Source organism: Bradyrhizobium sp. SZCCHNS1050 (assembly GCF_032484785.1).
In the GTDB taxonomy this organism is placed as follows: Bacteria; Pseudomonadota; Alphaproteobacteria; order Rhizobiales; family Xanthobacteraceae; genus Bradyrhizobium.
The window spans coordinates 366,723-380,838 of record NZ_JAUETR010000001.1; the positions used below are offsets into that span (position 1 = coordinate 366,723).

Annotated in this window: 14 protein-coding genes; 4 read left to right on the plus strand and 10 right to left on the minus strand. The window is 65.9% G+C overall.

Going from position 1 to position 14,116, the window contains the following annotated elements; translation table 11 throughout:
* Position 1: 1 nt before the first annotated feature.
* Genes QX094_RS01675 through QX094_RS01695 form a run of 5 tightly spaced genes read right to left on the minus strand, consistent with a single transcriptional unit; the run spans position 2 to position 4,202 of the window.
* Positions 2-1,879 carry an amidohydrolase gene (locus tag QX094_RS01675; RefSeq protein ID WP_316187554.1) on the minus strand — a complete coding sequence of 626 codons (1,878 nt, stop codon included), beginning with the start codon at positions 1,877-1,879 and terminating at the stop codon, positions 2-4.
* Positions 1,876-2,163, minus strand: a complete 288-nt coding sequence (locus QX094_RS01680) for a XapX domain-containing protein (protein ID WP_315712754.1) — start codon at positions 2,161-2,163, stop codon at positions 1,876-1,878. Before QX094_RS01680 ends, QX094_RS01675 begins: the two co-directional genes overlap by 4 nt.
* 14 nt (positions 2,164-2,177) lie before the next feature.
* Positions 2,178-2,822: a hydrolase gene (locus QX094_RS01685; RefSeq protein ID WP_315712755.1), complete on the minus strand. Its 645-nt coding sequence runs from the start codon at positions 2,820-2,822 to the stop codon at positions 2,178-2,180.
* 27 nt (positions 2,823-2,849) lie between these two features.
* Positions 2,850-3,362, minus strand: a complete 513-nt coding sequence (locus QX094_RS01690; RefSeq protein WP_315712756.1) for a hypothetical protein — start codon at positions 3,360-3,362, stop codon at positions 2,850-2,852.
* 15 nt (positions 3,363-3,377) lie between these two features.
* Positions 3,378-4,202, minus strand: a complete 825-nt coding sequence (locus QX094_RS01695) for an alpha/beta hydrolase (protein WP_316167168.1) — start codon at positions 4,200-4,202, stop codon at positions 3,378-3,380.
* Positions 4,203-4,342: 140 nt separating this feature from the next.
* Here QX094_RS01695 and QX094_RS01700 point away from each other — a divergent pair, with 140 nt between their 5' ends.
* Entirely contained in the window at positions 4,343-5,392 is a 1,050-nt protein-coding gene (locus tag QX094_RS01700; protein ID WP_315753204.1) for an AraC family transcriptional regulator, read from the plus strand.
* A gap of 33 nt (positions 5,393-5,425) precedes the next feature.
* Here the strand turns inward: QX094_RS01700 and QX094_RS01705 are convergent, their stop codons facing one another.
* Both QX094_RS01705 and thiD read right to left on the minus strand, forming a co-directional pair.
* Positions 5,426-5,881, minus strand: coding sequence for an ester cyclase (locus QX094_RS01705; RefSeq protein WP_409977945.1), 456 nt, complete (start codon positions 5,879-5,881; stop codon positions 5,426-5,428).
* A 114-nt stretch (positions 5,882-5,995) separates the two neighbouring features.
* Complete coding sequence (thiD, locus tag QX094_RS01710; RefSeq protein WP_316187555.1) at positions 5,996-6,796, minus strand: bifunctional hydroxymethylpyrimidine kinase/phosphomethylpyrimidine kinase; 801 nt, start codon at positions 6,794-6,796, stop codon at positions 5,996-5,998.
* Positions 6,797-6,918: 122 nt separating this feature from the next.
* Here thiD and QX094_RS01715 point away from each other — a divergent pair, with 122 nt between their 5' ends.
* Entirely contained in the window at positions 6,919-7,164 is a 246-nt protein-coding gene (locus tag QX094_RS01715) for an Lrp/AsnC ligand binding domain-containing protein (protein ID WP_172112765.1), read from the plus strand.
* A gap of 381 nt (positions 7,165-7,545) precedes the next feature.
* Positions 7,546-8,610, plus strand: coding sequence for a helix-turn-helix domain-containing protein (locus QX094_RS01720; RefSeq protein WP_316188190.1), 1,065 nt, complete (start codon positions 7,546-7,548; stop codon positions 8,608-8,610).
* Here QX094_RS01720 and QX094_RS01725 read toward each other — a convergent pair.
* Positions 8,564-11,071, minus strand: a complete 2,508-nt coding sequence (locus tag QX094_RS01725; protein ID WP_316187556.1) for an EAL domain-containing protein — start codon at positions 11,069-11,071, stop codon at positions 8,564-8,566. The genes QX094_RS01720 and QX094_RS01725 overlap by 47 nt on opposite strands.
* Before the next feature lie 236 nt (positions 11,072-11,307).
* Here QX094_RS01725 and QX094_RS01730 point away from each other — a divergent pair, with 236 nt between their 5' ends.
* Positions 11,308-12,468, plus strand: coding sequence for an ABC transporter substrate-binding protein (locus QX094_RS01730; protein WP_316187557.1), 1,161 nt, complete (start codon positions 11,308-11,310; stop codon positions 12,466-12,468).
* Positions 12,469-12,495: 27 nt separating this feature from the next.
* On the opposite strand, the gene QX094_RS01735 is transcribed toward QX094_RS01730, so the two are convergent.
* A complete protein-coding gene (locus QX094_RS01735) occupies positions 12,496-13,416 on the minus strand; it encodes a cytochrome c (RefSeq protein WP_316187558.1) in 921 nt (306 codons plus the stop codon).
* A 148-nt stretch (positions 13,417-13,564) separates the two neighbouring features.
* Positions 13,565-14,014 (minus strand): cytochrome c, encoded by a 450-nt coding sequence (locus QX094_RS01740; protein ID WP_315753208.1) that lies wholly within the window; start codon positions 14,012-14,014, stop codon positions 13,565-13,567.
* Between the last annotated feature and the right edge of the window lie 102 nt (positions 14,015-14,116).

The following is a 14,116-nucleotide window of genomic DNA, read 5'->3' on the forward strand; positions in this document are numbered from 1 at the left end:
CTCAGACCGCCCAGCAGGCGCAGCCGAGCGCACCCCAGAAGCTCTTGAGATCGGAGACCGGCAGGCTGGAGGACCATGCCCGCGCGTGGTCATGGCCGTGCACGCCGCATCCGCTGGCGCAGCCGCACATCTGCATCGCCTGGGCGCGGACGCCGCCGTGATCGTCCTTCTCCAGCCAGGCGCCGTAGCCGCCGAAGCGGCGCACCGGCGACCACTCCGGCATGGCCGGCGGCGGAGCCGCGTCGTCCAGCGGCTTGAACGCGGCGGCGGCGTAGACGATGCGGCCACCGACCATGGTGAGGTCGCTGGTGATGTCGGCGATCTCGGCCTCCGCACAGGAGAAGAAGTCGCGATCCGGCACGATCAAATCGGCGAACTGCCCGACCGCAATGCGGCCCTTCCTGCCTTCTTCGTTGGAGAACCAGGTGACGTTCTCGGTCCACATCCTGAGCGCGGTCTCGCGATCGAGGCAGTTGCGCTGCGGATACAGCCGCAGGCCACCGACGGTGCGGCCGGTCACCAGCCACGACAGCGACACCCAGGGGTTATAGGAAGCGACGCGGGTCGCGTCGGTGCCGGCGGAGACCTTGACGCCCTTGTCGAGGATCTTCTTCACCGGCGGCGTCGCCTCGGCCGCGCCGAAGCCGTAGCGCTCGACGAAGTACTCGCCCTGATAGGCCATGCGGTGCTGCACGGCGACGCCGCCGCCGAGCGCCGCGATGCGGTCGATCGATTGGTCCGAGATCGTTTCGGCATGGTCGAAGAACCAGTGCAGACCCTTGAGCGGCGTATCCTGGTTGACTTTCTCGAACACGTCGAGCGCGCGCGAAATGGTCTCGTCATAGGTCGCGTGCAGCCGCCACGGCCACTTGTTCTGGACCAGGATGCGCACGACCTCCTCGAGCTCGCCTTCCATCTCGGCCGGCATGTCCGGCCGCGGTACGCGAAAATCCTCGAAATCGGCGGCAGAGAACACCAGCATCTCGCCGGCGCCGTTGTGGCGGAAATAGTCGTTGCCCTGCTTGTAGGTCGAGCTCTGCGTCCAGCGCAGGAAGTCGTCTCTCTCGCCCTTTGGCTTCTGGGTAAACAGATTGTAGGCGAGCCGGATCGTGAGCTCGCCGTCATCGGCCAGCTTCTGGATCACGGCGTAGTCGTCCGGATAGTTCTGGAAGCCGCCGCCGGCATCGATCGCACCGGTGACGCCGAGCCGATTCAGCTCGCGCATGAAGTGCCGCGTCGAGTTGAGCTGATAGTCGAACGGCAGCTTTGGACCCTTGGCCAGCGTCGCGTAGAGAATCGCCGCATTCGGCTTGGCGAGCAGCAAGCCGGTCGGATTGCCCTGTGCGTCACGCGCGATCTCGCCGCCTGGCGGCTGCGGCGTATCCTTGTCGTAGCCGACGGCACGCAGCGCGGCGCCGTTCAGGATGGCGCGGTCGTACAGGTGTAGCAGAAACACCGGGGTATCAGGCGCCACCGCGTTCAGTTCGTCGATGCTCGGCAGGCGCTTTTCGGCGAACTGATGCTCGGTGAAGCCGCCGACCACGCGCACCCATTGCGGCGGCGGTGTGATGGCGACCTGGGCCTTGAGCATCGCCATCGCGTCCGCGAGCGAGCGCACGCCGTCCCAGCGCAGCTCCATGTTGAAGTTGAGCCCGCCGCGGATGATGTGCAGGTGATTGTCGATCAGCCCCGGCAGCACGCGACGGCCCTTGAGATCGATGATCTTCGTTCGGGGACCGGCGAGCTTCATCACGTCCTGCTCGTGGCCGACCGCGGTGAAGGCGCCGTCCTTGATCGCCACCGCGCTCGCCGTGGGATTGGACCGATCGAGCGTCGTGAACAGGCCGCGATGGAGGATGAGATCGGGGTAATCGCTCATGAGGCCTTCTCATTCTGCACAGTAGAATTGGTCGTCTCTGCCCGGCCGTGGTGGCCAGGCAGCAGGCCGAAGATGTGCGTGGCGCAGGCCGCCTTCTGCCACGCGGCAGCAAGCGTGGTCCCGTTCAGGAGCTGCTTGCCCACGGGGATCACCTGCTCTCCGACGAGGATGCCGAGCAGGCCGACCAGCGCCACCAATGGCGGCGCCGGCGAGCGGACCTGAAGCAGGCTGTAGATCACGCCGACCAGCAGCCCTGCCCCGAGCGAAAACAGATAGATCTTCATCGTTCGTCCCGGGACTACTTGGCCCCGCCCTCCGAGGCGTGCTCTCCAAGCGCCCATTTGGAGAAGCGGATCTGGATGCCGTAGGGCGAATGCGCCTTCAGGATCTCCATCATGCCGTCATAGGTCTCGGCACGCGCCCAGTCCTGCTGCAGCTCGAAGGCGAACTGGCACGAGGTGATCGGCACCGCGCCGGCCTGCACCGCGCGGTCCATCGCCCTGTTGTGCGCTTCGAGTGACAGGTCGCCGCAGGCATCGGCCGGGATGTAGATCTCATAGCCTTCGCGCAGCATGTCGAGCGTCGGGAACAGCACACAGGCCTCGGTCCAGAGTCCCGCGATGATGAACTTCTTGCGACCGGTGGCAGCGACCTGCTTGCGGAAGCCGGCATCGAGCCAGGAGTTCATCGCCGTGCGGTCGACGATGTCGTGCTCTGGAAACAGCTCGGTCACCTCCGGCATGAAGGGACCGGAGAACGAGTCCTTGGCGACCGTGGTGAGCACGGTCGGAATCTTGAACAGCTTGGCCGCCTTGGCGACGATCTGGATGTTGTTGAACACGCCGAGGCGGTCATGAGACTGCACGCCCTGATACATCGCGGGCTGATAGTCGATCAACGCCACGGCGCAGTTCTGCGGGGTCAGCATTTCGAGCTTGGACACGAGGTTCTCCTTGAAGGGTCGAATCGATCAGGTGAGAGAAGCTCGCGGCGCCAGCGTGGTTGGCGCGAAACGCCGCCACGAGAAGACACCGAAAGCAATGAAAAGAGCGAGCGTGACGAGCTGAGCTGCGGCGAACGGCGGCTCGCTCTGCGTCGGCGCCAGGACATTGAGCACGCCGATCTTCTGGAACGACTGCACGATCGCGACGAAGACGTTGAGATAGAGCGAGAGCAGCGCGGTGACGACGTAGACCCGTCGCCACCATCCCGACAGCGCGAACGCATAGAGTGCGACGCTGGCCGCAATCAACAGCGCGAGCAGGATGATGCCGATGATGCGCGGCGGGTCGAGACCGAACGGCGGCAGCGGAAAGCCGGTCACGCCGGTGAGGAAGGTCGTGACCAGGAACAGCGCCGCCCAGGCCGCCAGATGGCGGCCTGCCATCATGCCGGCGAGCATGACGAGCCCGGTCGCGATTCCGATCAGGCTCAGCACCACGTGGATCTGAAGAAACAGGGCCGTCGGAATTCCCCAGGTCATGCAAGCCTCCTCTGATCAGCCCTTGATGAAGGACAGCAGGTCGGCGTTGATGGTCTCCGCCTCCGTGGTCGGCATGCCGTGCGGAAAGCCCTTGTAGGTCTTCAGCACGCCGTTCTTCAGTAGCCTGGCCGACAGCGGCGCGGAATCCGCGTAAGGCACGATCTGGTCGTCCTCGCTATGCATGACCAGCACCGGCAAGGTGATCTTCTTGAGATCCTCGGTGAAGTCGGTCTGCGAGAAGGCGACGACGCCGTCGTAGTGCGCCTTGGCGCTGCCCATCATGCCCTGCCGCCACCAGTTCTGGATCACGGCCTCGGACGGCTTGGCGCCGGGCTTGTTGTAGCCGTAGAACGGCCCAGCGGCGACGTCGCGATAGAATTCCGCGCGGCGCGTGGCGACCTGGGTCTGAAAGTCGTCGAACACCGACTTCGGCAGCCCGCCCGGATTGGCCGCGGTCTGCAGCATCAGCGGCGGCACCGCGGCGATGATGGCAGCCTTGGCCGCGCGGCTCTCGCCATGGCGCGCGAGGTAATGCACCACCTCGCCGCCGCCCGTGGAATGGCCGACATGGATCGCGCGCTTGAGATCGAGATGCGCGGTCAAGGCCGCGAGATCGTCGGCATAGTGGTCCATGTCGTGACCGTCGGCGACCTGGGCCGAACGACCATGGCCGCGGCGATCATGGGCGATGACGCGAAAGCCGTGATTGAGGAAAAACAGCATCTGCGCATCCCAATCATCCGCTGACAGCGGCCAGCCATGGCTGAACACGATCGGCTGGCCGGAGCCCCAATCCTTGTAGTAAATCTCTGTGCCGTCATTGGTTTTCAGAACGGGCATGATTTTCTCCTGCGCGCCAGCCATGCGGTCGCACCAACGAATTTCGTGTCGCGATCGCCAATACCCGGTGCTATGCAATCTCATGTGCATCTGCACAATGACCCGAGGAGGCCAAAGCACTGGCCCCAGAAGGCCAAGGGATGGCTCAGCAGATTCGAACCACATCGTCGTCCTGGATGCGCGGCGTCGCGACGACGCTGAACGAGCAAGGTCTGGATGCGGCTGCGCTGTTCGCCGACGTAGGCCTCTCGATCGACGATCTCGACGATTGCGATCGCCGCTGGCCGACCGAGGCGCTGAGCCGGTTGTGGATGCTGGCGGCCGAGCGTTCGGGCAATCCGGACATCGGGCTGGCAAAGCTCGATGCGCCGCGACCTGACAACTATGGCGTCGCCGGCTATGCCATGATGTCGAGCCCCACGCTCCTCGCCGGGCTGACGCGACTGATCCGCTACATGTGCCTGGTGAGCGACGCGGTGACCATCACGCTCGAGCAGGGCAATGGCGGCCGTTGGGTGCGGACCGACGTGTTCGGCGGTGAATGTCCGATTCCGCGGCAGCGCTATGACTACGGCGTCGTCAATCTGCTCAATCTATGCCGGTGGATGCTGGATCGTCCGCTGACGCCGCTCGCCACGCGTTTCTCGCATGCGGTGCCGCTGTCGATCGCGTGCTACAACAGGGCGTTCCAATCCCCACTCGAATTCGATGCGCCATTCAACGGCTTCCTGGTGTCGGATCAGGATCTCGCCTGCAAGCTGACGACCTCGGCGCCCGAGCTTTCGGCAATCCACGATCGAATCGCCGACGAGGCGCTGGAGCGTCTGGTCAAGGCCGACACTGCGTACCGCGCCCGCGCCGCGATCGTCAGGCTGCTGCCCGACGGCAGCCCGCTGCGCTCGGCCATCGCAGCCGAGCTGGGCTTGAGCGACCGAACCTTCCAGCGCCGGCTGGCGGACGAAGGCCTCTCCTTCAGCGATCTCGTAGACGATGTCAGGCGCGAGCTCGCCCAGCGCCATCTCGCCGATTTCCGCATGACGCTCACCGACATCGGCTATCTGCTCGGCTATGCCGACCAGAGCACCTTCTTCCGCGCATCCAATCGGTGGTTCGGCGAATCACCGGGCGAATACCGCTCGCGGCTGATGGAGGGCGTGCGGCGGGAAGTCGCTGTCGCGCGCGGACCATGATCCGCCGGCGGGAGACGCCTTCAGGCGCGTTCTTCAGAACATCCCGTTGGGATTGGCCGACTGCTCGGGAACGGGCTGAACCGAATCCCAATGCTCCTCGATCTTGCCGTCCTTGAGACGGAAGATGTCGACGATGGCGTTGCCGCGTGTGCCGGGCTCGCGGACGGCGTGAACGCGCAGCACGACGAAGTCGCCGTCGACATGCACCTGCGTGATCCTGCTGTGCGACTGTGGGAATTTGGCCTTCAGAAATTCGATGAACTTGCGAAATCCCTCCGGGCCGTCCTCGGCGTTCGGATTGTGCTGGATGTAGGTGCCGAGATATTTCGACGCCGCCTCGAAATCCTTGCGATTGAGGCCCTGCTCATAGAAGTCGAGCACGATCGCCTTGTTGCGCTCCTCCTGGGCCGAATAGGCCCGCTGAGCCAGCACCGGTGTTGCGACCGTGGCGAACAGCACCGCGGCCACCGCGGCGAAACGCGTCATCATTCCGTCATCTCCCCCGGGGCGCAGATATGATGCAGCCGTTGCCCACCCCAGCTATTTCGGCTGTCGCCAGCTAAGCGGACTTCCCACGGGAAGTGACCTCAAAGATGAGTGACCTCAATAATAGCGGTGGAGATGATGCACCGGGCCGTGGCCGTGTCCGACCGTGAAGCGATCGGCAGCCGCGATCGCGCCGGAGATGAAGGCCTTGGCGTTGCGTACGGCCGCCTCGAGGCTCTCCCCCTTCGCCAGCCCTGCGGCCACGGCCGACGACAGCGAACACCCCGTGCCGTGGGTGTTCTTCGTGTCGATGCGCGGCGACGGCAATGGGATGCTGGTTGCTGATGTGATCAGGTAATCGGTGCTGTCGGCGCCCTGCCCGTGGCCGCCCTTGATCAGCACGGCCGGACAGCCGAGCGCGAGCAGCCGGCGGCCTTGCGCCGCGATCGCCTCGTCCGAGGTCGCGACCGGCTCGTCCAGCAGCGCGGCCGCCTCGGGCAGGTTCGGCGTGATCAGCGACGCCCGCGGGATCAGCCGGCGGCGCAGCGCGTCGATCGCATCCTCCGGCAACAGCCGGGCGCCCGAGGTTGCGACCATCACCGGATCGAGCACCACGTGCCGCGGCCGCCAGCGCGCGAGGCTTGCCGCAATGGCGTCGGCAATCGGCGCCTGCGCCACCATGCCGATCTTGACCGCGCCGACGGCGAGGTCATCGAACACCGCGTCGATCTGCGCGGTGACGAAATCGGGCGGCACCAAGTGCACGCCGGTCACGCCCCTGGTGTTCTGGGCGGTCAGCGCCGTCAGCACCGAGGCGCCATAGACGCCGAGCGCCGCAAAGGTCTTGAGGTCGGCCTGGATACCGGCTCCCCCGGAGGAATCCGAACCGGCGATGGTAAGTGCGACGGGGGTGCTCATGCCCCCTTCCTAGCGCGGGCCGGCCGCGCCCGGCAAGCAGGCCGGCCCACCGGAGAAAGCGTATCGACTTCGTCGGAAAACGCTATATTGAGGCGAAAGATGCCTTCCGGAGACAGCCCGCAATGGTTCCCTTCTTCGTCCAGATCAAGTGCAAGCTTGGCCAGTCCTACACGGTCGCCAATGCGCTGGCGGAAGCCGAGATCGCCTCCGAGATCTACTCGACGGCGGGAAATTACGACCTGCTGGTGAAGTTCTACGTCGACAATGCCACCGACATTGGCCACTTCGTGAATGAGAAGGTCCAGGTCCTGCCCGGCATTCAGGACACCCACACCATCATCACGTTCAAGGCCTTCGGCGCCACCTGACGAGGCGCTTTCTCACCCGGCGCGGCCTGCCCGTCGGGGGCCTGCCTCAACACCTGCCTCACGACAAAGGCGCCCGTCGTGACCGACGGGCGCCGAGGTCCTGAAAATGGGTCAAGCATGGTTTCGTCATGAAAGACGGTGGCGGCCGGAGACCGTTGTCCGCCAATTCGCACCAGTGGGCCGGAAAGCCGGACCTTTCGATCGTGAGGGGCAATGGGGGGACCGTCGAACGGCCCGGCTTTCCCTTCGGCAACTTGGCGACAGGCGTTCTATAGCGGGTACGCGGAGCACCGGGTCAAGGCGGGCGGCCGATCCGATACGGTCGATCAAGAAGTTGAGACGAAAACTCAAGAATGACTGCGGCGCCGCGTGAAGAGTGAGATCAAAGCCGTTTCGTCCCTGCTGCCGAGCTACGGCTTTTGCGCCGAGCAGATGGACACCGAGGCGAACATTGCGGCGTGGCGCGAGGCCACGTCGACGTTCTTCGAGGTCGACCAGCTCGCGGCCGGCGAGGCCGCTCCGTTCAGCGCGGACGTGCTGTCCTATGCGCTCGGCTCCGTGCTGCTGGGATCGGCCCGTGCGAGCGGCCAGCGGTTCCGGCGATCGGCCGAAACCGTCGCCCGCAGCGGCGTGGATCACATCATCCTGCAGCTCTACGTGAACGGCAGCTATGAGGGCGTCGCGGGCGCCTCGCCGATCCGGGTCGAGGCCGGCGACCTCTGCGTGCTCGATCTCGCCCAGACACTCGAAACGCGCGCGACACCGTTCGAGAACGTCACGTTGGTGGTGCCGCGTCCGATGTTCGATGCGCGCCTGCTGCAGCTCGACGACCTGCACGGCCTGGTGCTGCCGCGCAGCGGCGCGCTGGCGCCGCTGTTGGCGCGGCATTTCGGCGCGCTGCTCGACTGTGCGCCGCGCATGAGTTTCGACGAGTGCCAGGCCGCGGTCGAGGGCACGATCGCGCTGATCTCGGCGTGCCTGCGCGGCGAGCTCGAACGCCGCGATGCCGACCGCAGCGTGACGCCGGACGCCTCGCTCCTCCGCGTCCGCCAATATATCGAAGCGCGGCTGTCGAGCCCTGAACTCAGCGCCGACGCGGTGGCGCTGCATTTCGGGATGTCTCGCGCGTCGCTCTATCGCCTGTTCGCGCCGATCGGCGGCATCGCCGACTACATCCGCAGCCGCCGCCTGCACCGCGCGTTCTTCGATCTCGCCGGGACGGGATCGCGGACGCAGCGCATCAGCGAGGTCGCGCGGCGCTGGCAGCTCGGGACCGATGCGCATTTCACGCGGCTGTTCAAGGCCGCCTACGGCATCACGCCGAGCGCCGCGCGCGAGGCCGCCATGCTGGGCTCGCCACGCCTGCCGGTCGACGCGGACGCCGAAACCGCCTCGCCGCTCAGCCGTTGGATGCGAGGGATAGCAGCGCCCCGGACCGGGGAATGAGCGCGACGACGGCCGCCGAGTGCGGGTCGTCGTCCTCAGATGCGTCTTCGGCCGGCTGCGGCTCGTCGGCATCGGACGCAGCGCGCGCGATCTCCAGATGCTGCTCGAGCTGCTCGACCGGCATCGGCCGGCCCAGCAGATAACCTTGCGCGAAGTTGACGCCGAGGGCGCGCAGTTGCACCAGCTGCTCTTCGGTCTCGACGCCTTCGGCGGTGATCTGGATGCCAAGCCCCCGCGCCAGCGTCACGACCGAGGAGATGACGGCGGCACTTTCGTCGCGCACGCTCAGATTGGCGACGAAGGACTTGTCGATCTTGATCTTGTTGAACGGGAACGCCGTCAGCGAACGCAGCGACGAATAGCCGGTGCCGAAATCGTCGAGCGCCAGCGAGATGCCGAGGCCCTTCAGCCGGTCGATGAAGCTCTCGTTCTCGGCCGCGCGCTCCAGCAGCACCGACTCCGTGATCTCGATCTCGAGACGCTTCGGATCGAGGCCGGACCTCGCGAGCGCCGACTGGATGACGTCGAACAGTTCGGCCTGCTTGAACTGGACGGGCGACAGATTGACGGCGATCTTGACGTCGTCCGGCCATGCGGTGGCGTCGTCGCAGGCGCGCCCGATGATCCATTCGCCGAGCGGCACGATCAGGCCGGTCGACTCCGCAAGCGGGATGAACTTGTCCGGCGGCACCAGCCCCTTGACCGGATGACGCCAGCGCACCAGCGCCTCGACGCCGCGGCGCTCGCGCGTCGCGGCGTCGTAGAACGGCTGATAGTGCACCTCGAACTGGCACTGCGCGATGGCGTCGCGCAGATCACCCTCGAGCGTGTTGCGCGCCTCGAGCTCGGCCGACATCGCATCGTCATAGAGCGTGTAGCAGCTGCGGCCGGCGGATTTCGAGCGGTAGAGCGCGAGGTCGGCCTTCTTGAGCAGGTGCTCCTGGTCGCGGCCGTGCTGGGGCGCGAGCGAGATGCCGATGCTGGTGCCGATCTCGACCCGTTGCCCGCCGAGCTGGAACGGCTCGGCGATCAGCTTGGTGATGCGCTGCGCAAGCTCGATCGCGGCGGCGCGCTGGTCGGCGGATCCGGCCTGGATCAGGGCGAACTCGTCGCCGCCGAGCCGGGCCAGCACGTCCTCGTCGCGCAGCTGCGATCTCAGCCGCTGAGCGACCTGCACCAGCAGTTCGTCGCCGGCGCCATGGCCGAGCGAGTCGTTGACATTCTTGAAGCGGTCGAGGTCAAGCAGGAAGACGGTGAAGCGGCCGCTCTTCTCGTCGTTGATGCGCTCCATTTCCTCGAGGAAGAAGGCGCGGTTCGCAAGGCCCGTCAGCGCGTCGGTCTGCGCCAGCTCGAGCACGCGGCGATTGGCGAGCGCGAGCTGCAGGGCGTTGCGGCTCGACAGCGCGAGATACACGGCGAGGAAGATCGTCGTCGCCATGCCGGCCGCGTACAGCGCCAGCGCGCGGTTGTGGCTCGCCATCAGGCTGCCACCGGCGGGCGCCGCCTGGAACACCCAATCGGCATCGCCGATGCGCAAGGTCGTCGACCAGATGCTGGGGTCCGCGGGCCAGCGCTGCGGGTCCACGCCGGAGGCGTTGATCACGCGCTCGGGCGGCAGAAGGTTGATCGCGAGCGCCGGGCTGTTGGGATTGTTCGCGCGCACCGACTGCAACAGCGTCGGCAGGTCGAACACGCCGATGATGAAGCCGCTGAGATTGCGGCGGCGGTCGGCGACCGTCGTGCGCGACGTCCCCTTGGCGTAGACGGGGATGCCGATCATCACGGCGTTGTTGCGCTCGTTCTGATTGATCAGGTTCTGACGCGTGCGCAATGCGCCGATCACGTCGTAGTCGCGCGACTGTTCCAGCACGGCGCGATGGTCGGGAATGCTCCAATAATCGAGACCGTAGACCGGCGAGGTCTTCGCCTCGGTGGAGAAGTAGACCGGATAATATTCGTCGCTCTCCGGCGCGACCGTGCCGTCGGGATAGGACTTGATGCGAAAGGCGGGCACGCCATCGGTGATCGCTGCCGCCTCGTATTCGCCACGCTCCTTGCGCTTGATCCGCGGCAGCCAGGCGAGGCGCAGCATGCCGCGATGCGCCTCGAACAGGCGCGCGCTGAAGGTCTGGTACTCGCTGCGGGTGATGTCGTCGTTGGCGGATTCGAAGCGGGTGCGCAGCGCGGTCAGCCGGCTGACATATTCGTTGACGCCGTTCTGGACCAGGATCGCCTGAGCTTCGGCCACGCCTTCGAAATCTGTGCGCGCCAGCCGGTTTTCCCAGCGTCCCACGGCAACCGTCCCGACGACCGACAGCACGACGCCGACGCATGCCGCGATGATCGCAGGGCGATAAAGCCGGTATCGCGATAGCGACGCGCGCAGCCTCTCGCGCCCGCTACCGCTGCGAGCATCATCCTTTTCCTGCAGCGTCGGTGCGCTGTACTCTTCAACCTGCAATATGGCCCCCGCCAAACGGCTGCCCCTCACCACGATGCGGCCGATGCTGGCCGCGGTAAGTTAAGGACGGTCAAAGATGATCCGTCGTGGCGTACCAGAAACCGGGCTTGGTTAACGGCTGACTGTTGAGGGCCGCCCAAAACGCGATCAAGCGCGGGCCACGTCTTTAGCGAGGTCTTCATTCAACACGCCTAGACTGAGTTGTCATCAAGCGTACTCGTGCATCGAAGATCGCAATGAACTGGTTTTCAAGCCTTCGGATCTCCATCGTTCTCGTCCTGATCGCCGGCGTGCTGCCGCCCGGGTCTGCGCGCGCCGACGAGCTCGGCGTCACCAACGACTCCATCATGTTCGGCCAGGTGGCGGCGCTGGAGGGCCCGTCGGCCGCACTGGGCCAGGCGGCACGCCAGGGATTGCTGGCGGCCTTCAACGAGCTCAACGCCAAGGGCGGCGTCTACGGCCGCAGGCTGAAGCTGGCGAGCCGCAATGACGGCTACGACCCCGATCGCTCGGTGGTCGAGACCATCAAGCTGATCTACGAGGACAAGGTGTTCGCGCTGATCGGCGCCGTCGGCACCCCGACCGCGATGGCCACCGCGCCGATCGCGGCGTCGAACGACGTCCCCTTCATCGGGCCGATCTCGGGCGCCGAATTCCTGCGGGCGCCCGAATTCCAGAACGTCGTGAACATCCGCGCGAGCTACGCGGCCGAGGCCGAAGCCACGATCAAGTATCTCACCGAAGAGCTTCACCTCACCCGCATCGCCATTTTTTATCAGGATGACTCGTTCGGGCGCGACGTGCTGGCCGGCGTGAAGACGCATCTCGATCGCCGCGGCCTCGAGCTCGCGGCCGAAGGCACGTTCGAGCGCAACACGCGCGCGGTCGGCGCGGCGCTCAAGGTCATCCGGCGCGCGGAGCCGGAAGCGGTGATCCTGGTCGGCACCTACGGCCCGTGCGCCGAGTTCATCAAGATGGCGCATCGCAGCGGCTTCAATCCGACCTTCACGGCGGTCTCCTTTGTCGGCGGCAATGCCCTTGCAAAGGAGCTCGGTCCGGAGGGACGCGGCGTCATCGTCTCCGAGGTGGTCCCGTTTCCGTGGGACACCGACCTCCGCGTCGTCGCCGACTACCAGGCCGCGATGAAGACGCTCGATCCGAGCCAGACGCCGGATTTCATCGGGCTCGAGGGCTACATCACCGGCCGCCTGGTGGCCCGCGCCCTGGCGATGACCGGGCCGAACCCGACCCGCACCGAGCTGCTCCGCATCATCAACGAGGTCGGCCAGTTCGACATCGGCGGACTGGTGGTCAGCTTCGGCAACGCGCGCAAGGAGAATCCACCGCCGGTATCGCTGACGGTGATCCAGAGCGACGGCAGCTTCAAGCCGATCTGACCTGAGTGCGCGCGCTCGCCGAACTGATCAGCTTGCCGGCTTCTTCGGCTTCGGCGGGCCTTCCACCGGCGGCAGCGATTTCAGATAGACCGCCATCGCCTTGCGATTCTCGGGCGTGAGCTGCGAGGTGTTGCGGATCACCCGCGCCATCGAGCCGCCGGCGCTGTCGCCATCGGGCAGCTGTCCGGTCTCGAGGAAATAGCTGATGTCGCTCTCGCTCCAGTCCGCCAGGCCCTTCTGGGTGATGTTCGGCACGAAGCCCTGACCTTCGGGATCCGGCCCACCCGCCAGACGCTGCGCCGAAACGATGCCGCCGAGCGCGTTGCGCGGGCTGTGGCACTCGGCGCAATGGCCGAACGTATTGACCAGATAGGCGCCGCGATTCCACTCCGCCGGGCGCGAGGCGTTGGCGGCAAACGGCCTGTCGTCGAAGAACAGTAGCTTCCAGACCCCAACGGTGCGACGGATGTTGAACGGGAATGGCATGTCGTGCGCGCGCGAGGCGCCGGCGACCGGCGGCAGCGTCTTCATGTAGGCGAAGAGATCCCGGACGTCGTCGATCTTCGCCGCAGCGTAGGAGGGATAGGGAAATGCCGGGTAGTAGTGGCTGCCGTCCGGCGACACGCCCCTCACCACCGCATTGACGAACTCGGCCTCGCTCCAGCGCCCGATACCGTCAGTGGGGTCGGGCGAGATGTTGGGCGCATAGAAGGTGCCGAACGGCGAGCTCAGCGGCAGACCGCCGCCGAGCTTCAGTCGATCCGGCTGGTTCGGCACCGCGTGACAGGACGCGCAGCCACCGATGTTGAACATTTCCTGCCCGTTGGCGAGATCCGGCGCGCGCGTCGCCGCTGCGAGCGTGATCGTCGACGGTTGGGTCAGCCACCAGAACACCGCCAGGCCGGCGGCGCCGAGCACGCAGAGAGCAAGCAGGAGGCGGCGTAGCATGGTGGCTCCGTCACAGCAGGAGGATATCGTCGGCCCGGCGATCATCACCGGAGCTCGGCGGCGCCGTGATACGTCAGGACGCCCGCGCGGCGCAAACAAACGGGGGCGGACGCCATGTCGCGTCCGCCCCCGTTGATGGCTGGTCAGATCAACTGTTCTTGAGACGGAAGGTCTCGTGACAACCGCCACATTCCTTGCCGATGCCCGGCGCGGTCGCCTTCAGGCTGTCGAGATCCTTGATCTTGGCCTTGGCCTCGGTGACGACCTTGCCGAAGGTCTCGATCTTGGCCTTGAAGCCGGCCTGGTCTTCCCAGATCTTCGGCGACGGACCGTAGTCGCCTTCGAACTTGGCGCCCTTCAGGCTCGCCGGATACATCGTCGGCAGCTTCTTGGCGGTCTCCTCGAGCTGCGCCAGAGCGGCATTGACGGCGGCCTGATCATACGGCTTCTCGCCCTTGACCATCGCGATCAGGACACCGCCGAGGTTCTTGGCGTTGGCCTTCATCGTGTCCTGGCTATGCTTGACCAGATCCTGCTGTGCCATCACGGCGCCGGCCCCTAGCAGCAAAGCTGCGACAGCCACGACAGTCCGCTTCATCAATTCGCTCCTTTGTTGTCACAATCCCGTCCAGCCCACCTGGACGGGTCGCTTGGGTGGTCAACCCCTCAGCCGGCGGGTTATTCCGGAATTGAGGCGGAT